This is a genomic window from Streptococcus mitis (genome assembly GCF_905187495.1).
Lineage (GTDB): Bacteria > Bacillota > Bacilli > Lactobacillales > Streptococcaceae > Streptococcus > Streptococcus mitis_CU.
The window spans coordinates 235,137-255,215 of record NZ_CAJJIB010000151.1 but is presented as its reverse complement, the minus strand read 5'-3'; the positions used below and the strand labels follow the sequence as shown (position 1 = coordinate 255,215).

Annotated in this window: 23 protein-coding genes, 1 pseudogene and 1 other annotated feature; of the genes and pseudogenes, 23 read left to right on the top strand and 1 reads right to left on the bottom strand. The window is 37.9% G+C overall.

Annotated features, from left to right (window positions below; all coding sequences use genetic code 11):
* Positions 1 to 6: 6 nt before the first annotated feature.
* From JQ843_RS07385 to JQ843_RS07345, 9 genes are all read left to right on the top strand, one after another.
* Positions 7 to 801, top strand: a complete 795-nt coding sequence (locus JQ843_RS07385; RefSeq protein WP_000422393.1) for an abortive infection family protein — start codon at positions 7 to 9, stop codon at positions 799 to 801.
* A gap of 15 nt (positions 802 to 816) precedes the next feature.
* Positions 817 to 1,380: an SLATT domain-containing protein gene (locus JQ843_RS07380; RefSeq protein WP_153226511.1), complete on the top strand. Its 564-nt coding sequence runs from the start codon at positions 817 to 819 to the stop codon at positions 1,378 to 1,380.
* Positions 1,380 to 2,702 (top strand): SMODS domain-containing nucleotidyltransferase, encoded by a 1,323-nt coding sequence (locus JQ843_RS07375; RefSeq protein WP_153226512.1) that lies wholly within the window; start codon positions 1,380 to 1,382, stop codon positions 2,700 to 2,702. The genes JQ843_RS07380 and JQ843_RS07375 overlap by 1 nt, the downstream gene beginning before the upstream one ends.
* A 192-nt stretch (positions 2,703 to 2,894) precedes the next feature.
* Entirely contained in the window at positions 2,895 to 4,229 is a 1,335-nt protein-coding gene (trmFO, locus tag JQ843_RS07370) for a methylenetetrahydrofolate--tRNA-(uracil(54)-C(5))-methyltransferase (FADH(2)-oxidizing) TrmFO (RefSeq protein ID WP_203213298.1), read from the top strand.
* A gap of 83 nt (positions 4,230 to 4,312) precedes the next feature.
* Positions 4,313 to 5,050: a UMP kinase gene (gene pyrH, locus JQ843_RS07365; RefSeq protein ID WP_203213297.1), complete on the top strand. Its 738-nt coding sequence runs from the start codon at positions 4,313 to 4,315 to the stop codon at positions 5,048 to 5,050.
* Between the two features lie 8 nt (positions 5,051 to 5,058).
* Positions 5,059 to 5,616 carry a ribosome recycling factor gene (gene frr, locus JQ843_RS07360; protein WP_033684986.1) on the top strand — a complete coding sequence of 186 codons (558 nt, stop codon included), beginning with the start codon at positions 5,059 to 5,061 and terminating at the stop codon, positions 5,614 to 5,616.
* A 59-nt stretch (positions 5,617 to 5,675) separates the two neighbouring features.
* Positions 5,676 to 6,530 carry an RNA-binding virulence regulatory protein CvfB gene (gene cvfB, locus JQ843_RS07355; RefSeq protein ID WP_001095445.1) on the top strand — a complete coding sequence of 285 codons (855 nt, stop codon included), beginning with the start codon at positions 5,676 to 5,678 and terminating at the stop codon, positions 6,528 to 6,530.
* An 8-nt stretch (positions 6,531 to 6,538) separates the two neighbouring features.
* Positions 6,539 to 6,754, top strand: a complete 216-nt coding sequence (locus JQ843_RS07350; protein ID WP_001232084.1) for a YozE family protein — start codon at positions 6,539 to 6,541, stop codon at positions 6,752 to 6,754.
* A gap of 84 nt (positions 6,755 to 6,838) precedes the next feature.
* Entirely contained in the window at positions 6,839 to 7,834 is a 996-nt protein-coding gene (locus JQ843_RS07345; protein ID WP_203213296.1) for a PhoH family protein, read from the top strand.
* Between the two features lie 56 nt (positions 7,835 to 7,890).
* On the opposite strand, the gene ald is transcribed toward JQ843_RS07345, so the two are convergent.
* Positions 7,891 to 9,003, bottom strand: coding sequence for an alanine dehydrogenase (gene ald, locus JQ843_RS07340; protein ID WP_203213295.1), 1,113 nt, complete (start codon positions 9,001 to 9,003; stop codon positions 7,891 to 7,893).
* 303 nt (positions 9,004 to 9,306) lie between these two features.
* Here ald and JQ843_RS07335 point away from each other — a divergent pair, with 303 nt between their 5' ends.
* The 14 genes and pseudogenes from JQ843_RS07335 to gloA all read left to right on the top strand — a co-directional run bounded on the left by JQ843_RS07335 (position 9,307) and on the right by gloA (position 19,909).
* Positions 9,307 to 9,885, top strand: a complete 579-nt coding sequence (locus JQ843_RS07335) for a hypothetical protein (RefSeq protein WP_203213294.1) — start codon at positions 9,307 to 9,309, stop codon at positions 9,883 to 9,885.
* Positions 9,882 to 10,424, top strand: coding sequence for a hypothetical protein (locus JQ843_RS07330; RefSeq protein WP_203213293.1), 543 nt, complete (start codon positions 9,882 to 9,884; stop codon positions 10,422 to 10,424). Before JQ843_RS07335 ends, JQ843_RS07330 begins: the two co-directional genes overlap by 4 nt.
* An 11-nt stretch (positions 10,425 to 10,435) precedes the next feature.
* Entirely contained in the window at positions 10,436 to 10,999 is a 564-nt protein-coding gene (locus tag JQ843_RS07325; protein WP_203213292.1) for a hypothetical protein, read from the top strand.
* Positions 11,000 to 11,112: 113 nt separating this feature from the next.
* Entirely contained in the window at positions 11,113 to 12,114 is a 1,002-nt protein-coding gene (locus JQ843_RS07320) for a hypothetical protein (protein WP_203213291.1), read from the top strand.
* A 190-nt stretch (positions 12,115 to 12,304) separates the two neighbouring features.
* On the top strand, positions 12,305 to 12,874 hold the full coding sequence (locus tag JQ843_RS07315) for a GNAT family N-acetyltransferase (protein ID WP_203213290.1): 570 nt from the start codon (positions 12,305 to 12,307) through the stop codon (positions 12,872 to 12,874).
* Positions 12,875 to 12,940: 66 nt separating this feature from the next.
* Positions 12,941 to 13,591, top strand: a complete 651-nt coding sequence (locus JQ843_RS07310) for a helix-hairpin-helix domain-containing protein (protein WP_203213289.1) — start codon at positions 12,941 to 12,943, stop codon at positions 13,589 to 13,591.
* Positions 13,575 to 15,815: a DNA internalization-related competence protein ComEC/Rec2 gene (locus JQ843_RS07305; RefSeq protein ID WP_203213288.1), complete on the top strand. Its 2,241-nt coding sequence runs from the start codon at positions 13,575 to 13,577 to the stop codon at positions 15,813 to 15,815. The genes JQ843_RS07310 and JQ843_RS07305 overlap by 17 nt, the downstream gene beginning before the upstream one ends.
* Positions 15,816 to 15,956: 141 nt before the next feature.
* Positions 15,957 to 16,180, top strand: a pseudogene (locus tag JQ843_RS09775) (hypothetical protein).
* A gap of 32 nt (positions 16,181 to 16,212) precedes the next feature.
* On the top strand, positions 16,213 to 16,800 hold the full coding sequence (locus JQ843_RS07300) for an ATP-binding cassette domain-containing protein (protein ID WP_203213287.1): 588 nt from the start codon (positions 16,213 to 16,215) through the stop codon (positions 16,798 to 16,800).
* A gap of 3 nt (positions 16,801 to 16,803) precedes the next feature.
* Entirely contained in the window at positions 16,804 to 17,988 is a 1,185-nt protein-coding gene (locus JQ843_RS07295; RefSeq protein ID WP_203213286.1) for a hypothetical protein, read from the top strand.
* Between the two features lie 160 nt (positions 17,989 to 18,148).
* Positions 18,149 to 18,280, top strand: a sequence feature (ribosomal protein L20 leader region).
* Between the two features lie 15 nt (positions 18,281 to 18,295).
* On the top strand, positions 18,296 to 18,826 hold the full coding sequence (gene infC / locus JQ843_RS07290) for a translation initiation factor IF-3 (RefSeq protein WP_000848180.1): 531 nt from the start codon (positions 18,296 to 18,298) through the stop codon (positions 18,824 to 18,826).
* Between the two features lie 32 nt (positions 18,827 to 18,858).
* On the top strand, positions 18,859 to 19,059 hold the full coding sequence (rpmI, locus tag JQ843_RS07285) for a 50S ribosomal protein L35 (protein WP_001125943.1): 201 nt from the start codon (positions 18,859 to 18,861) through the stop codon (positions 19,057 to 19,059).
* A 51-nt stretch (positions 19,060 to 19,110) separates the two neighbouring features.
* Positions 19,111 to 19,470: a 50S ribosomal protein L20 gene (rplT, locus tag JQ843_RS07280; protein WP_000124834.1), complete on the top strand. Its 360-nt coding sequence runs from the start codon at positions 19,111 to 19,113 to the stop codon at positions 19,468 to 19,470.
* Positions 19,471 to 19,528: 58 nt separating this feature from the next.
* Complete coding sequence (gene gloA / locus JQ843_RS07275; protein WP_000157153.1) at positions 19,529 to 19,909, top strand: lactoylglutathione lyase; 381 nt, start codon at positions 19,529 to 19,531, stop codon at positions 19,907 to 19,909.
* The last annotated feature ends 170 nt before the right edge of the window (positions 19,910 to 20,079 follow it).

Genomic DNA, 20,079 nt, shown 5'->3' with positions numbered 1-20,079 from the left:
CTTGATATGGAATTAAATTTTCAAGATAAGAGTTTTATAAAAGTATTTTTTAATAGTGACGGTTATGTATTAAATTTTTCTAACTCTACTTTTGCTAATTTTACTTTTAATTCAGTAGGAGTAAATATTCAAGAGAAATATGGAGGTTCAAAAGGGAAAGCTTTACAGGCTTTTGTAGATAACGAACCAGATGAACTGGTTTTAAAATTAGCTTTAGATTTACTTAGATATTATGAAGACCTTCCTGACTCATATTACGAGAAAACTGAAGAGAGGAACTCTCAGGCATTGAAATTGAAAGAGAGACTTTCGAAGTATGAAGTCTCACAAATGGCCTACTTAAATAATGTTGCTGAATCTTTATCTGACTATTTTGATAGCGACTATATAGATAAGCAAATGGGGATTATGAATGAAATGATTTCTCGCTCTCCAGCGGACGCTATTGGAAAAGCTAAGGAATTGTTGGAATCATGTTTTAAACATATTTTAGAACATGAAAAAATTGAGTATTCTAATTCTAATGATATTGCAACTTTGCAAAAGAAAGTCTTTAAATTTTTAAACTTGGATTCTAATGAAAATATTTCAGCAAAAAATAATCAAGATGTAAAGCTAGTTCTAAGTAGTTTGAATCAAATTATCAAGGGTATTAACAGTCTTAGAAATGATAAAGGTGATGGTCATGGTAAGGGAGCTAACTTTATAGAATTGCCACCAAGGTATGCTTCAGTTGTTGTAGGATCTGCATTAACGGTAGTGTCATTTGTTTGGGAAACATACCAAGATAAGCAAAAATAGTAAGGAGGAGGTTTAATGTCGAAAAATCAAGAAAAATTACACTTTCAACTTAAAAAATTTATAGTAAATGTAGGTTGGACTCATAAAATTCATGCGGTTAGAATGGACGAGTTAGAAAGCTATATTCGATGGTTTAGAATAGCAATAATAATCATTTCTGGAGTTGTCTCTTCTGGCTTAGTTGGAATACTTTGGTTTGATGAATATTGGATAAAGCTTGTTACAGCATTTTTATCATTAGTCACTACAATAATTTTTAGCATCACCAAGGAGTTTAACTTTGAGGAACGACTAGCTTTGGAGAGGAAATCTGTTGATGAGCTTTGGAATCTTAAAGTGTTAGCTGAAATTCTTTTATCTGAGGTGGTTTACAATGGAAAACCATCAAGTGAAATCCAAGAATCTTTCGAAGAATTAAAATTTCGAAGAGATGCTACTTATAGTCAACTTTCTAATGCTTCTCCCAAAAATGTATCCAAGGCTTCAAAACTAATAAAATCGAGAAAAGATAATGATTATGAGGAAGATTATAGATACTTTATTCCAAAAGAATTGATGGAAATTAAGGAGGAAGAGTAATGTCTTTATCTAATGATTTTAAAGAATTTTGCGAAGACGAACTCCCCATGACGGACGAGGAATGGGAAAAATGGAAGAATAGATTAAAAGAGATTACGAAACGACTTAATCGAAAATACTATTCCTTAGATGAGCTTGAAGATGAAGAAATTGACAATGGTTTGATTGTTGGTAGTGTGGGGAGAACGACGGCTGTTCGAAATGTTAGTGATTTTGATTATATTTTTTCACTACCCTCAGAAGTGTATAGACGATTTGATTCTTATGAGGGTAATGGTCAATCAGCACTTCTACAGGAAATAAAAAACGAATTACTAAAAAGATACCCAAATACAAAAATAAAAGGAGACGGACAGGTCGTTGTTATTGATTTTTCGGATGGTGGAAAAATTGAGTTAGTTCCAGCTTTCGAACAATCTGATGGTAATTTTAAATATCCTGATTCTCGTAACGGAGGCTCTTGGAAAACTACTAAACCAAAGCCTGAAATTGAAAAATCTAAATCTTTAAATTCGAATTTTAATAATCATTTTTCTAACTTAACAAGGCTCATACGACAATGGAAAAATCATATGGGCTTTTCATTTAAGGGGTTGTTGATAGATACTTTGATATCTGATTTAATTGATGATAAAGGTATTTCTGAAATATATTACTCTGATTACAATATTCTCTTGAAAGATATTTTTGAATACTTTTCAAACCAAGATAAAAATAGAGAGTATTGGTATGCTTTAGGTAGTAATCAAAAGATTTATAATAATGATGGAGCAAAATTTGTCAATAAAGCTAAGCAAGCTCTAAAGAAAATAGAAGACGCTTCAGAAGAGAAACTTACTGAAGTTTATAGACAGCTATTTGGTAGAAAATTCGCTCAATCCACTTCTACAACAAATCGAGCTTCGAATGAAGAATTTATTGATGAATTGTTTAATGTTAATATCGAATATAATATTGTTTTGGAGTGTGAAATTACACAAGATGGTTTTCGAAAAGCACTTCTTTCAGACTTTTTAAAAAGTAGATTTAAGATTAAAAATAGAAAATCTCTTGATTTTGAAATTATAAAATCAGATATTCCAGATAATCTTTTGTCTGATGTTAAATATTATTGGAAAGTAAGAAATATTGGAGCTGAGGCGATTAGAAGAAATTGTGAGCGTGGTGCTATTTTTTCAGGTAAAATAAAACATCACGAAGATTCTCAGTTTAAAGGAGACCACTATGTTGAATGTTATGCTGTTTTAGATAATACGGTTATAGCAAGAGATAGAATAACAGTCCCTATCGATCCGTTACGTGGAAGAGATTTTATAGAGTAGCATATAATTGATTTTTAATTGGAATACTCACTATCTCTTTACATCAAGAAAATGACTAAACAGGGAAGTTTGCCTTCTTCCCTTTTTTTGTTATACTAGTAGAAGAAAAAATAGAAAGATTTGTGGGTGTTAAACAAGCCAGTGCCTTGTTTTGATATGAACTTAGGTTCCACCCAAAGAGGTATTAGTGTCGTGTCTCAATCTTATATCAATGTTATCGGTGCTGGTTTGGCAGGGTCAGAAGCAGCCTACCAAATCGCAGAACGTGGTATTCCAGTTAAACTTTATGAAATGCGTGGTGTCAAGTCAACACCTCAGCACAAAACAGACAATTTTGCAGAGTTGGTTTGTTCCAATTCTCTTCGTGGGGATGCTTTGACCAATGCTGTTGGTCTCCTCAAGGAAGAAATGCGTCGCTTGGGTTCTGTCATCTTAGAGTCTGCTGAAGCTACACGTGTTCCTGCAGGTGGTGCCCTTGCGGTGGACCGTGATGGTTTCTCCCAAATGGTGACCGAAAAAGTGATCAACCACCCCTTGATTGAAGTGGTTCGTGATGAAATTACAGAATTGCCGACAGATGTTATCACAGTTGTGGCGACTGGTCCTTTGACAAGCGATGCCCTAGCTGAAAAGATTCATGCACTTAATGACGGCGATGGTTTCTATTTCTACGATGCGGCAGCGCCTATTATCGATGTCAATACTATCGATATGAGCAAGGTCTATCTCAAATCTCGTTATGACAAGGGAGAAGCCGCTTATCTCAACGCTCCAATGACCAAGCAAGAGTTTATGGATTTCCATGAAGCCTTGGTTAATGCGGAAGAAGCACCGCTCAATTCCTTTGAAAAAGAAAAGTACTTTGAAGGCTGCATGCCTATCGAAGTCATGGCCAAACGTGGCATTAAAACTATGCTTTATGGCCCTATGAAGCCAGTCGGTCTGGAGTATCCAGACGATTATACAGGTCCTCGTGATGGCGAATTCAAAACACCTTACGCGGTTGTTCAACTTCGTCAGGATAATGCTGCTGGTAGCCTCTACAATATTGTCGGTTTCCAGACCCACCTCAAATGGGGGGAACAAAAGCGTGTCTTCCAAATGATTCCAGGTCTTGAAAATGCTGAGTTTGTTCGTTATGGTGTCATGCACCGCAATTCTTACATGGATTCACCAAATCTTCTTGAGCAGACTTACCGTTCTAAGAAACAACCAAATCTCTTCTTTGCTGGTCAGATGACGGGTGTGGAAGGTTATGTTGAATCAGCGGCGTCAGGCTTAGTTGCGGGAATTAACGCGGCTCGTCTTTTCAAGGGAGAAAGCGAGGCTATTTTCCCAGAGACAACAGCGATTGGAAGTCTAGCTCATTACATCACTCATGCAGATAGCAAACATTTCCAACCCATGAATGTCAATTTCGGTATTATCAAGGAGTTGGAAGGCGAACGTATCCGTGATAAGAAGGCTCGCTATGAAAAAATTGCAGAGCGTGCTCTTTCTGATTTAGAGGAATTTTTGACTGTCTAATTTTTTTCAAAGAATTGCTCATGATACTATAAAAATCTTAGAAATTGTGATAAAATAGGTAGGATAAAAGAAGGAGAGTGAAAATGGCGAATCCCAAGTATAAACGTATTTTAATCAAGTTATCAGGTGAAGCCCTTGCCGGTGAACGTGGCGTAGGGATTGATATCCAAACAGTTCAAATAATCGCAAAAGAGATTCAAGAAGTTCATAGCTTAGGTATCGAAATTGCCCTTGTTATTGGTGGAGGAAATCTCTGGCGTGGAGAACCTGCAGCAGAAGCAGGAATGGACCGCGTTCAGGCAGATTACACTGGAATGCTTGGGACCGTTATGAATGCTCTTGTGATGGCAGATTCATTGCAACAAGTTGGTGTTGATACGCGTGTGCAAACTGCTATTGCTATGCAACAAGTGGCAGAGCCTTATGTCCGTGGACGTGCCCTTCGTCACCTTGAAAAAGGCCGTATCGTTATTTTTGGTGCTGGAATTGGTTCACCTTACTTCTCAACAGATACAACAGCGGCCCTTCGTGCAGCTGAAATCGAAGCGGATGCCATCCTTATGGCTAAAAATGGTGTCGACGGTGTTTACAATGCCGATCCTAAGAAAGACAAGACAGCCGTTAAGTTTGAAGAATTGACCCACCGTGACGTTATCAATAAAGGTCTTCGTATCATGGACTCAACAGCTTCAACCCTCTCAATGGACAACGATATTGACTTGGTTGTCTTCAACATGAACCAACCAGGCAACATCAAACGTGTCGTATTTGGTGAAAATATCGGAACAACAGTTTCAAACAATATCGAAGAAAAGGAATAAGAAAGATTATGGCTAACGCAATTATTGAAAAAGCTAAAGAGAGAATGACCCAATCTCACCACTCACTTGCTCGTGAATTTGGTGGTATCCGTGCTGGCCGTGCCAATGCAAGCTTGCTTGACCGTGTACATGTAGAATACTATGGAGTAGAAACTCCTCTTAACCAAATCGCTTCAATTACGATTCCAGAAGCGCGTGTTTTGTTGGTGACACCATTTGACAAGTCTTCATTGAAAGACATCGAACGTGCCTTGAACGCTTCTGATCTTGGTATCACACCAGCTAACGACGGTTCTGTTATTCGTTTGGTTATCCCTGCTCTCACAGAAGAAACTCGTCGTGACCTTGCTAAAGAAGTGAAGAAGGTTGGTGAGAATGCTAAAGTGGCTGTCCGCAATATCCGTCGTGATGCTATGGATGAAGCCAAGAAACAAGAAAAAGCAAAAGAAATCACTGAAGACGAATTGAAGACTCTTGAAAAAGATATTCAAAAAGTAACAGACGACGCTGTGAAACACATCGACGACATGACTGCCAATAAAGAAAAAGAACTTTTGGAAGTCTAAAAATAAACAGAAAAACTCAGTTGGCATTGCTGGCTGAGTTTTATTCGAAAGAAGGAAATATGAATACAAATCTTGCAAGTTTTATCGTTGGACTCATCATCGATGAAAACGACCGTTTTTACTTTGTGCAAAAGGATGGTCAAACCTATGCTCTTGCTAAGGAAGAAGGTCAACATACAGTAGGGGATACGGTCAAAGGTTTTGCCTACACGGATATGAAGCAAAAACTCCGCTTGACCACTTTAGAAGTCACTGCCACTCAGGACCAATTTGGTTGGGGACGTGTCACAGAGGTTCGTAAGGACTTGGGTGTCTTTGTGGATACAGGCCTTCCTGACAAGGAAATCGTTGTGTCACTCGATATTCTCCCTGAGCTCAAGGAACTCTGGCCTAAGAAGGGCGACCAACTCTACATCCGTCTTGAAGTGGACAAGAAAGACCGTATCTGGGGACTCTTGGCCTATCAAGAAGACTTCCAACGTCTGGCTCGTCCTGCCTACAACAACATGCAGAACCAAAATTGGCCAGCCATTGTATACCGTCTCAAGCTGTCAGGAACTTTTGTTTACCTGCCAGAAAATAACATGCTTGGCTTTATCCATCCTAGCGAGCGTTACGCAGAGCCACGTTTGGGGCAAGTATTAGATGCGCGTGTCATTGGTTTTCGTGAAGTGGACCGCACGTTGAACCTCTCCCTCAAACCACGTTCCTTTGAGATGTTGGAAAATGATGCCCAGATGATTTTGACCTACTTGGAAAGCAATGGCGGTTTCATGACCTTAAATGATAAGTCATCTCCAGACGACATCAAAGCAACCTTTGGCATTTCTAAAGGTCAGTTCAAGAAAGCACTTGGAGGCTTGATGAAGGCTGGTAAAATCAAGCAAGACCAGTTTGGAACAGAGTTGATTTAGGGTGGCATATGAGAAAATCATTTTACACTTGGCTTATGACCGAGCGCAATCCTAAAAGTAACAGTCCCAAGGCTATCTTAGCAGACCTCGCTTTTGAAGAGTCAGCCTTCCCAAAACACACAGATGATTTTGATGAGGTGAGTCGCTTTTTGGAGGAGCACGCCAGTTTCTCTTTTAACCTAGGAGACTTTGACGCTATCTGGCAAGAATACTTAGAACACTAGCATGATTCACTAGGTTTGGGCTAGTAATTTCTCCGCCCCTTTGCTATAATAAAAAGAAATAAAAGGATTAGAGAGGTTCTTTATTTGAAGGAACATTCAATAGACATTCAACTGAGTCATCCAGATGACCTGTTTCATCTTTTTGGTTCCAATGAACGTCATCTTCGTTTGATGGAAGAAGAGCTTGATGTGGTGATTCATGCTCGTACGGAGATTGTCCAGGTTTTGGGAGAAGAGTCTGCTTGCGAGGAAGCTCGTCAGGTTATCCAAGCCTTGATGGTCTTGGTAAACCGTGGGATGACCGTTGGTACGCCAGATGTGGTAACTGCAATTAGCATGGTCAAAAACGATGAAATTGACAAGTTTGTCGCCCTTTATGAAGAAGAAATCATCAAAGACAATACTGGGAAACCTATCCGTGTCAAAACACTGGGTCAAAAACTTTATGTGGACAGTGTTAAACAGCATGATGTGACCTTTGGAATTGGGCCAGCAGGTACAGGTAAGACCTTTCTTGCAGTGACCTTGGCGGTGACTGCCCTTAAACGTGGGCAAGTCAAGAGGATTATCCTGACTCGTCCAGCAGTGGAAGCAGGTGAGAGTCTTGGATTTCTTCCGGGTGACCTCAAGGAAAAGGTCGATCCTTACCTTCGCCCTGTTTATGATGCCTTGTATCAGATTTTGGGGAAAGACCAAACGACTCGACTCATGGAGCGTGAAATTATCGAGATTGCGCCCCTTGCCTATATGCGTGGACGAACCTTGGATGATGCCTTTGTCATTCTCGATGAGGCGCAAAATACGACCATCATGCAGATGAAGATGTTCTTGACTCGTTTAGGTTTTCATTCTAAGATGATTGTCAATGGAGATATTAGTCAGATTGACCTTCCGCGTAACGTCAAGTCCGGTTTGATTGATGCTCAAGAGAAACTCAAGAATATCCATCAAATTGACTTTGTTCACTTTTCAGCCAAGGATGTGGTTCGCCATCCAGTTGTCGCTCAAATTATCCGAGCTTATGAACCAGCTCCAGTTAAAAATGAAGAGAGTGAAGAAGTCCAAGAAGAAATAGAATAGCAAAAAAGAGCAGTTCAGGTGGAATTGCTCTTTCTTTTATCTGATAATTAGATTTTTTATACTAGTTCATCAATTGGAGTATGTTTTTGATCGAGACCTTGAGCTACTGGAAGACTGGTTAAGTAACCTTGATAAGTGGTAACACCTTGACGCAAGCCCTCATCCTCAGAGATTGCTTGCACAAAACCTTTACCAGCCAAAGCTTCGATATAAGGAAGAGTGACATTAGTTAGGGCGATGGTTGAAGTACGGGCAACTGCACCGGGGATGTTAGCAACGGCATAGTGGAGCACACCGTGTTTTTCATAGACAGGCTCATCGTGCGTTGTCACACGGTCAGCTGTCTCGATAACACCACCTTGGTCAACAGCAACGTCAACGATGACTGATCCTGGACGCATTTGCTTGACCATCTCATCTGTGACCAGTTTTGGTGCTTTGGCACCTGGAATGAGAACCGCCCCAATAACAACATCCGCATCTCTCACACTGGCTTCGATGTTGAATGAATTGGACATGAGAGTTTGAATTTGGTGGCCAAAGACCTCCTCTAAAACGGAGAGACGTTTAGCACTGATATCAAGGATGGTCACTTGAGCACCAAGACCAAGCGCAATTCGAGCAGCATGGGTCCCTACGACACCACCACCGATGATGGTTACTTTCCCTTTAGGTACACCCGGTACACCACCCAGTAGGACGCCAGAACCTCCTGCTTGTTTGGTTAGGAAGTGAGCTCCGATTTGGACTGCCATACGGCCTGCAACCTCACTCATAGGAACGAGGAGTGGTAACTGACCTTGGGAATCTTGGACAGTTTCATAGGCAATCCCTGTTGTTTTTGCTTCCAACATAGCATCTGCTAATTCTGGAGCAGCGGCCATGTGCAAGTAGGTGAAGAGAAGCAGGTCTTCACGCAAGTACTCATATTCAGAAGGTAATGGTTCTTTTACTTTCACGACCAACTCTGCCGCCCAAGCTTCACCAGCAGTAGCGATAATTTCAGCTCCTTGCTTTTGATAGTCAGCATCAGTAAATCCTGAACCGAGACCAGCATTTGTTTCGATAAGGACGCGATGACCACGACCGACTAAGCTGTGGACACCAGCAGGTGTGAGGGCAACACGGTTTTCATTATTCTTAATTTCTTTTGGAATTCCGATTAACATAGAGAAAAACTCCCTTTCTATTGATGGGGTGTAAATGATTTATCACAATTATCTATAAAATAAGGTGATGATTTTATTCTATATGAAACCGCTTTAAAAATCAAGAAAAACTTGTTGTAACTTCTTTTTTATGCTAGACTGATAGAAAATACTTTTGAATGGTAGAAACGTATGGAATCAATCTTTTTAAAACTAGCCAGCATTCAATAGTGGAGACAGAGTGTTTATTGCTTAGATTTCTATCCTTGGATGATACGGAAGCAATGTTTGAGTGTACATCAGATAAGAAAAAAGGAGATTCTCTTGGACGAAAAGCAAATTATAAAGTTAAAGGACGTTGAATTTGTAGGAATTGGTACTTTTGAAGGGGAAATAGTTTTTTTTGATAAGAAAACAGGCAAGATGTTCTTAGGTCATTCTAAAACAAAGTTTAAAGTGTCTCCTGTTGCTTTCTCAGCAGGAGCAACACTTATACTTTATGTGATTGTAAGAGAAATAAGTAAAATTCAGGTATTCAGTGGTTTTTGGCCCTTGATTTTTGGTTTTTTTCTAATGATCATTGTCTCAAAACTCCTCTACAGACCAGCTTTGAATGAAGAATTAATTATTAGTCCTTTTGTACTTTCAAACGTTGATATGATAACTTTTCTTAAAAACGAGAAGAAAAATATAGTTAAGAGCCATCTAATTATATTATTGGCATTTCTTCTTCCAGTGCTTTTTTCTATAGTTTATTTATTGACTTCTAATTTTTTATTTTTGTTTTTAGCCATTTTATTTTTTATGTTTCCTCTATTGTTATTAAACACGAAACCAATACAGAGATTTAAAGTAGTTCATATGTTAGACAAAAAATATTCCACTAAGGAAAATGATATATGAAAAAATATTTAAAAAATATGGTTCCGATAGGAACAATTGATAAAAATCCAGTTTATTTTGATAAAAAAGATTATAGTTTAAACATTGTAAGAAAAAAGACTTCTTTTTTGGAAACTGCAGGCAGTAGCTTGATTATGATTATTTATGTCATAATCGGAAAAGTCAATTCCAAATACTATTCAACCATTCTGGGAAGATATCAATTTCTAATGATTGGCATCCTGATTTCCTTTATAATAGCCTTTGTTGTTTGTTATGCGACCTTCCATCGTGAGAGAGAAGTGGAAAAACTTCAATTAGAGGAAAAAGCAATGAGGGACTTTGTGTTAAGAGAACGAAAAAATATCTTGTTTACCTATTTATCTCTTATCATATTACCACTAATTATAATATTCTTTGCATACCTCTTTGTCACATATGACAATCTTTCGTGGGGAGTTGTTTCAGTTTTATTTATGACTATATATTTTATGTTCTTTTATAATAAAATCTTCCAAAGAGGAAAAATCATAAATGAACTGTATAAAACTTATAAATGATAAAGATAATTATGAAAAGTAACACTAAAAATTTCATTGCCCTAGGTATATATCAGGGAAAATCTGTTTACTATAACAATGAAAATCATCAACTGTTATATTCAACAAAGGATAAAACCAATGGAGCAACTGCTCTTACTGGTTACAGTTCAATTGCTCTTGTTTTATATAGTGTTTTAAGAAGTATAAGTAAAAATGGTAAAGTACCAACAGATTTTCGGTTGCTGTCTTTGGTCCTTGCTTATATTATCATTAGTATTGGTAGCAGTCTATTCCTTTATTATGTTTTAAATCGTGTCATTGAGTTAGAAGAATTTCAAATTGATTTAAGAAATTATCAAAACTTTTTAAAGCAAGAAAAAAGGAATGTTTTAATATTATATATAACGATGCTCTGTTTTTTGATTATAGGAATAGTGACTGGAATTATTTTCATAAGTTCAGGTAATTATATTAGTCTTGTATTAACTTTATCATCATATTTTATTGTATACACTATTTTAAATACCAAATTGATTAAACGTGGCATGATATTGAGAAAGTTATACAAAGAATTAGAAAATAAAGATATTTAATTGAAAGATCGAGTTCTATAGATTTTTTAATTTATTGAAAAATTAGAATAAGCTGATTAAGCTGTGATTTTTAATTAAACGGACTTAGAGTTAGGTCAATTTAGGAGGTTAATGTGAAAGAAAAAACAGTTAGAGAAGTTGAAGAATTAAATAAAGCTTATTTTAAAAGTTTAGCGAATACTCGCGCATCTGCAAGTATGATGGTTATTTCATGGACAGGAGTATTTATATTATCTTTAATTATTTGGGTTTTTTCCTGGTATTTAAAAGAGGTTTTATTAATAAATCCATTAACTTATTGGTTTTTTGATCTTCTCATTTTCTTCTTACTTTATTTAATTGTTGCTTTTTTTATTCCATTAGCAGGAATGTTTGCATATAAAAGACAAATTTTAGCAACTTTTTCTCTGATGATGGTTTATATTGGAATATACTTTTCATTACAAATGATGTTGCTGATAATTTTTGTAACATCAATCTCGACGAAGGAATTTTCGCTTGGATTCCCTAAGTATTCTCCAATTTTTATTCCATTTTTGTTAATTTCTACAGTTTGTGGCTTTATTTATCAATATTTCTGGTTAAAACGCCAGTTAAAAAAAGGTTTCTCTGTAAATAGGACGATGGGGAATTATTTTGCAAAATCCAGTGCTTATGGTAAGAACTCTCTTCTTATTATTTTTATAGTTTCTATGATAGGCGGTCTTCTTTCAGGTAAGTTGATACTTATTTTTGGAATCCTGGGAGCTCTTCTTTTCAGCTATGCATTTTCTCAATTGATTACAGAAGTTGCCTACCTTTTATACCTAAAAATTCAGAGCAAGGAGTATTGGGAAGATGTGCCTACGAAAAAAGAGACTTTTCGAGATTTATTTAAGGGTTTCAGTTTAAAGAAAGCAAAAATTCGTATCTCACTTGAGATGGTAGCTTTTGCAATATTATTAGGGATTATTAATTATAGTGGTTATTCAGATGAGAGCATTAAGCGACCTATTTGGCTGGTCTGGAGTGTCAAATTGTTCATCTATGCAATAGAACTAGATATTTTGGGAAGTTTTATTCTTTATGTCATAAAAAAAATAAATACTAGATTCAAAAAAGGAAAGAAAAAATGATGAATCTTCATTGTCAGTGGGACTCTGAATTATGTAATTATTGATTTTAAGAAACATTTAGAAATGCTTCCAAAGACCAGAAAACTTTCTGCTCTAGAATCAGTTATCTGGTATTCTTTGTTCGCGCTTCTTGTTGTAACTTCTTTTTTATGCTAGACTGGTAGAAAATATTTTTAAATGGAGGAGAAGTATGGAATCAATCTTTTTAAAACTAGCTCAGTATCCCATAGTCGAGACTGAGCGTTTATTGCTTAGACCTGTAACCTTGGATGATGCGGAAGAAATGTTTGACTATGCCTCGGACAGAGAAAATACGCGCTACACTTTTCCAACCAATCAAAGCTTGGAAGAAACCAAAAATAATATTGCTCAGTTCTACTTGGCTAATCCCTTGGGACGTTGGGGAATAGAACTAAAAAGCAATGGCAAATTTATCGGAACCATTGACTTGCACAAGATTGATCCTGTTCTTAAGAAGGCAGCTATTGGCTACATTATCAATAAAAAGTATTGGAATCAAGGATTTACGACAGAAGCCAATCGTGCCGTAATTAAGCTAGCTTTTGAGAAGATAGGGATGAACAAGTTAGTTGCTTTATACGATAAGGCTAATCCCGCGTCAGGAAAGGTCATGGAGAAATCAGGAATGCGTTTTTCCCACGAAGAAGCTTATGCTTGTATGGACCAGCATGAAGAAGGCCGAATCGTTACAAGAGTTCATTATGTCTTGACCAAGGAAGACTATTTTGCAAATAAATAAGCAGTTGAGAAGAAATTTTCAACTGTTTTTTCTTCCTCTTACGAATAATCTAAGAGAGGAGAAAATATGGAATCAATTATCGAGAAAATTAAAGAGTATAAAATCATTGTCATCTGTACTGGTCTGGGCTTGGTTGTAGGCGGATTTTTCCTGCTAAAGCCAGCTCCACACACACCTGTCAAAGAAACGAATTTGCAGGCAGAAGTTGCAGCTGTTTCCAAGGATTCATCGACCGAAAAGGAAGTGAAGAAGGAAGAGAAGGAAGAACCCCTTGAACAAGATCTAATCACAGTAGATGTAAAAGGCGCTGTTAAAGCACCTGGAATTTATGATTTGCCGGTAGGTAGTCGAGTCAATGATGCTGTTCAGAAGGCTGGTGGCTTGACAGAGCAAGCAGACAGCAAGTCGCTCAATCTAGCTCAGAAAATCAGTGATGAGGCTCTGGTTTACGTTCCAACTAAGGGAGAAGAAGCAGCTAGTCAGCAGACTGCTTCGGGGACGCCTTCTTCAACAAGCAAGGACAAGAAGGTCAATCTCAACAAGGCCAGTCTGGAAGAACTCAAGCAGGTAAAGGGACTGGGAGGAAAACGAGCTCAGGACATTATCGATCATCGTGAGGCAAATGGGAAATTTAAGTCGGTTGATGAACTCAAGAATGTCTCTGGAATTGGTGCCAAGACCATAGAAAAGTTAAAAGATTATGTTACAGTGGATTAAGAATTTCCCCATTCCCCTAATTTACCTGAGTTTTCTATTGCTTTGGATTTATTATGCTATTTTCTCAGCATCCTATCTTGCTTTGTTGGGCTTTGTTTTTCTGCTAGTTTGTCTCTTTATTCAATTTCCTTGGAAATCAGCTAGTAAAGTTCTACTGCTTTGTGGAATCTTTGGCTTCTGGTTTCTGTTTCAAAATTGGCAACAGAGTCAAGCGAGTCAAAATTTGGCGGATTCTGTTGAAAGGGTACGGATTTTGCCTGACACTATTAAAGTCAATGGTGATAGTCTGTCCTTTCGTGGTAAGTCTGATGAACGCATTTTTCAAGTCTATTATAAACTCCAATTCGAGGAGGAGAAAGAATCCTTTCAAGCTTTAACAGATCTTCATGAGATAGGACTAGAAGGAAAACTTTCGGAGCCAGAGGGGCAGAGGAATTTTGGTGGCTTTAATTACCAAGCCTATCTGAAAACTCAGGGGATTTACCAGACTCTCAATATCAAAAAAATCCAGTCACTTCAAAAGGTTGGTAGTTGGGATATAGGTGAAAACCTGTCCAGTTTACGTCGAAAGGCTGTAGTTTGGATTAAGACGCATTTTCCAGATCCTATGCGCAATTACATGACGGGGCTTCTATTAGGACATCTGGACACGGACTTTGAGGAGATGAATGAGCTTTATTCCAGTCTAGGAATTATCCACCTCTTTGCCCTGTCTGGTATGCAGGTAGGATTTTTCATGGATGGATTTAAGAAACTACTCTTGCGATTGGGCTTGACCCAAGAAAAGTTGAAATTGCTGACCTATCCCTTTTCCATTCTCTATGCTGGTCTGACAGGATTTTCAGCATCTGTTGTTCGCAGTCTCCTGCAAAAGCTACTGGCTCAACATGGTATTAAGGGCTTGGATAATTTTGCCTTGACGGTCCTTGTCCTCTTTATTGTCATGCCTAACTTTTTCTTGACAGCAGGAGGTGTCTTGTCCTGCGCCTATGCTTTTATCTTGACCATGACCAGCAAAGAAGGGGAGGGGCTTAAGGCTATTGCCAGAGAAAGTCTAGTCATTTCCTTTGGAATATTGCCCATTCTGTCCTTCTATTTTGCGGAATTTCAACCTTGGTCCATTCTTTTGACCTTTGTCTTTTCCTTTCTATTTGACTTGGTCTTCTTACCGCTCTTGTCTATCTTATTTGCCCTTTCCTTTCTCTATCCAGTCATTCAGCTGAATTTTATCTTTGAATGGTTGGAAAGCATTATTCGCTTGGTGTCGCAGGTGGCAAGTAGACCTCTGGTCTTTGGACAACCCAATGCATGGCTTTTAATCTTATTGTTAATTTCCTTGGCTTTGGTCTATGATTTGAGGAAAAACATTAAAAGGCTAGTAGTATTGAGCTTGTTGATTACAGGACTCTTTTTCTTGACCAAGCATCCACTGGAAAATGAAATCACCATGCTGGATGTGGGGCAAGGAGAAAGTATTTTCCTACGGGATGTAACTGGGAAAACCATTCTCCTAGATGTTGGTGGCAAGGCAGAGTCTGATAAGAAAATCGAAAAATGGCAAGAAAAGGCGACGACCAGCAATGCCCAGCGAACCTTGATTCCCTATCTCAAAAGTCGAGGAGTAGCCAAGATTGACCAGCTAATTTTGACTAACACGGACAAGGAGCATATTGGTGATTTGCTGGAAGTGGCCAAGGCTTTCCATGTAGGGGAGATCTTAGTATCAAAAGGCAGTCTGAAACAGAAGGAATTTGTGGCAGAACTACAGGCGACCCAAACTAAGGTGCGCAGTGTGACAGCAGGAGAGAACTTGGCAATTTTTGGAAGTCAGTTAGAAGTCCTAGCTCCAAGGAAAATAGGAGATGGAGGTTATGATGATTCCCTGGTTCTGTATGGAAAACTTTTGGATAAGTACTTTCTCTTCACAGGAAATTTGGAGGAGAAAGGGGAGAAGGAATTGCTGAAGCATTATCCTGACCTAGAGGTGGATGTTTTGAAGGCTGGTCAACATGGCAATAAAAAATCATTAAGTTCAGCCTTTCTAGAAAAACTCAAACCAGAGCTTACTCTCATCTCAGTTGGAAAGAACAAACGAGCGAAACTCCCCCATCAGGAAACCCTGACCCGACTGGAAGGTATCAATAGTAAGGTTTACCGAACTGACCAGCAAGGAGCTATACGCTTTAAGGGGTTGAATAGTTGGAAAATCGAAAGTGTTCGATAGGAAGGACAAATATTATATATTAGTAAAATAAACTAAAAATCTGTTGCATAATAATGATAAAAACGATATAATGAAAGCGTATTCAATATTGATGATGTAAAACCATTAAAAATTAGCAAAAACCGTTTAATTAGTTAGTTTATGATTATTGGTCTTTTTCAGTCCAGTGTATCTGCTGTGAGCGTTCTTAAAACTTATAGGTATGATTGGAATACCTTATATAGGTCTAGTATGAATTACCACAGACATAGCTATATTAACGTTCCATCATGGTCTCGTTATTATAGCTATTTTAATATAAAATTGGTTCTGGTTGGAATTACAATCGTTATGAGGTAATAAACTACTCCAGCGGAGGCTATTAATCCTTAAAGAGTGATAAAAAGGAGGGCTAGGTATGTTGCATCTTACTCATGTGACCTTAAAAACGCGACAAGTCATCTTACAAGATGTTGATTTTACATTTGAAAAGGGTAGGATTTATGGTATTCTTGCTATCAATGGCTCTGGAAAGACGACCCTGTTCCGCGCCATTAGCAATTTAATTCCTATAAGTAATGGAAATATCGTAGCCCCTCCTTCTTTATTTTATTATGAAAGCGTTGAATGGCTGGATGGAAACTTAAGTGGGATGGACTACCTTCGTCTTATCAAAAACATCTGGAAGTCAGATCTAAACTTGGGGGATGAAATTGATTACTGGGAAATGTCTGACTATATCAGCCTTCCCATTCGCAAGTATTCCTTAGGCATGAAGCAACGATTGGTGATTGCCATGTATTTACTCAGTCAGGCGAAATGCTGGCTTATGGATGAGATTACAAATGGCTTAGACGAGTATTATCGACAGAAGTTTTTTGATAGGCTAGCACAAATCGATAGACAAGAACAGCTGGTTCTTTTAAGTTCCCACTATAAGGAAGAGTTGCTTGATGTCTGCGATAGAGTAGTAACCATTCATCAGGGGCAAATAGAAGAGGTTTAGTTTATGAAAGATGTTAGTCTATTTTTATTAAAAAAAGTTTTCAAAAGTCGCTTAAACTGGATTATCTTAGCTTTATTTGTATCTGGACTCGGTGTTACCTTTTATTTTAATAGTCAGACTGCAAACTCCGTCAGTTTGGAGAGAGAGTTGGAAACTAGTCTTGTAAAAGATGAGAGAGTCATCAATGAATATGAAGAGAAACTCTCCCAAATATCTGACACCAGCTCGGAGGAATACCAAATTGCTAAAAATAATTTAGAATTGCAAAAAAATCATTTGACTCAAAAGACAGAAATTCTGACTTTATTAAAAGAAGGGCGATGGAAAGAAGCCTACTATTTGCAGTGGCAAGATGTAGAGAAGAGTTATGAAATTTTATCAAAGGAACCGACTGCTAGTTCTGACTTAAAAATGGCGGTTGACCGCGAACGAAAGACTTACCAAGCCCTATATCCCTTGAACATAAAAGCGCACAATTTAGTTTATCCGACCTACGGGATTGATCAGATTGTCTGGATTTTAGAGGCTATCATCCCAAGCTTGTTTGTGGTTGCTATTATTTTTATGCTAACGCAACTATTTGCAGAAAGATATCAAAATCATCTGGATACAGCTCAGTTATATCCTTTTTCAAAAGTGGCATTTGCAATGTCTTCTCTTGGAGTTGGAGTGGGTTATGTAACTGTGCTGTTTATCGGAATCAGCGGATTTTCTTTTCTAGTGGGAAGTCTGATAAGTGGTTTTGGACAGTTAGATTATCCCTACCCGATTTATAGCTTAGTGAATCAAGAGGTAACTATTGGAAAGATACAAGATGTGTTATTTCCTGGCTTGTTATTAGCTTTCTTAGCCTTTATCGTCATTGTGGAAGTAGTGTACTTGATTACTTACTTTTTCAAGCAAAAAATGCCTGTCCTCTTTCTTTCACTCATTGGGATTGTTGGCTTATTGTTTGGCATCCAAATAATTCAGCCTCTTCAAAGGATTGCACATCTGATTCCCTTTACTTACTTGCGTTCAGTGGAGATTTTATCTGGAAGATTACCTAAGCTGATTGATAATGTCAATCTAAATTGGGACATGGGGCTAGTTTTACTTCCTTGCCTGATTATCCTTTTGTTAGTGGGGATTCTATTTATTGAGAAATGGGGAAGTTCACAGAAAAAAGAATTTTTTAATAGATCCTAGCTTACCTATAGGGAAAATAAGTAAAAACTAACATAGAGAGGGAATCAACTTGATTCTCTCTTTTTGATTAGGAAATCAAGGCAAAATACAAACACAAACTTTTCAAAAAAATAACTTTTTATCTTGACAAGAGCTAGAAAACTTGGTATCATATAAAAGTTGAGAAAAGCAGAAGTGAGAGCTTCTCGCCTTGTGACATTAAGTTGCCTGGCCCTACGGATGAAAAGTTTCTAAGAAACGCTATCATAACGTGCGGGCTTGTATATTTACGGGTCCGCTATTGTTTTTCTCTAATAAAACAAAAGAGGTGAAAACCATAGCAAAGCAAGACTTATTCATCAATGATGAGATTCGTGTACGTGAAGTTCGCTTGATTGGTCTTGAAGGAGAACAGCTAGGCATCAAGCCACTCAGTGAAGCGCAAGCTTTGGCTGATAACGCTAATGTTGACCTAGTATTGATTCAACCCCAAGCCAAACCGCCTGTTGCAAAAATTATGGACTACGGTAAGTTCAAATTTGAGTACCAGAAGAAGCAAAAAGAACAACGTAAAAAACAAAGTGTTGTTACTGTGAAAGAAGTTCGTCTAAGTCCAACTATTGACAAGGGTGACTTTGATACAAAACTTCGCAATGCACGCAAATTCCTTGAAAAAGGAAATAAAGTTAAGGTATCTATTCGCTTTAAGGGTCGTATGATTACCCATAAAGAGATTGGTGCAAAAGTTTTAGCCGAGTTTGCTGAAGCAACTCAAGATATTGCCATCATCGAACAACGTGCTAAAATGGATGGACGTCAAATGTTCATGCAATTGGCGCCAGCGACTGACAAAAAATAATTGTCAGAAAGTTAAATAAAGGAGAAAAAATCATGCCAAAACAAAAAACACACCGCGCATCAGCTAAACGTTTCAAACGTACAGGTTCTGGTGGACTTAAACGTTTCCGTGCTTACACTTCTCACCGTTTCCACGGAAAAACTAAGAAACAACGTCGTCATCTTCGTAAAGCATCTATGGTGCATTCAGGAGATTACAAACGTATCAAAGCAATGCTTACTCGCTTGAAATAATAGCTTGACTGTAAGTAAACAATTCTAGGAAATATTTGGAGGAAATAAAACATGGCACGTGTTAAAGGTGGCGTTGTATCACGCAAACGTCGTAAACGTATTCTTAAATTAGCAAAAGGTTACTATGGAGCTAAACACATCTTGTTCCGTACTGCAAAAGAACAAGTAATGAACTCTTACTACTATGCATACCGTGACCGTCGTCAGAAAAAACGTGACTTCCGCAAATTGTGGATCACTCGTATCAATGCGGCAGCTCGTATGAACGGACTTTCATACTCACAATTGATGCATGGTTTGAAATTGGCTGAGATCGAAGTTAACCGTAAAATGCTTGCTGACTTGGCTGTTAACGATGCAGCAGCTTTCACAGCTCTTGCAGATGCAGCGAAAGCAAAACTTGGTAAATAATAACTGATAAGACTGGAACAGGATTGTCCCAGTCTTTTTAAAAATAAAGGAGAAAAATATGGCTTCAAAAATGCTACATACTTGCTTGCGAGTAGAAAATCTTGAAAAATCAATTGCATTTTATCAAGATGCTTTTGGATTTAAAGAATTGCGTCGCAGAGATTTTCCTGACCATGCCTTCACGATTGTCTATCTAGGTCTTGAGGGTGACGACTATGAGTTGGAGTTGACTTATAACTACGATCATGGTCCTTATGTGGTTGGAGATGGGTTTGCCCATATCGCCCTCAGTACACCTGATCTTGAGGCACTTCATCAAGAGCATAGTGCCAAAGGTTATGAAGTTACTGAGCCAAATGGCCTACCAGGAACTGCGCCTAACTATTACTTTGTCAAAGACCCTGATGGCTACAAGGTAGAAGTCATTCGTGAAAAATAATCTCGTGAGGTCAAGTAGAATGTTCGTTTTCTACTTGACTTTTTTTAGCTGAAAGAGTATACTAGTAAAAATTTAACCTTTAAGGGGAGTCCAGAGAGACTCACAAGGTGTCAGATAAAAGAATAGTACAATTTTCTAGAGGAGACTTTTTGAGTGTGCTCTCTTGTGTT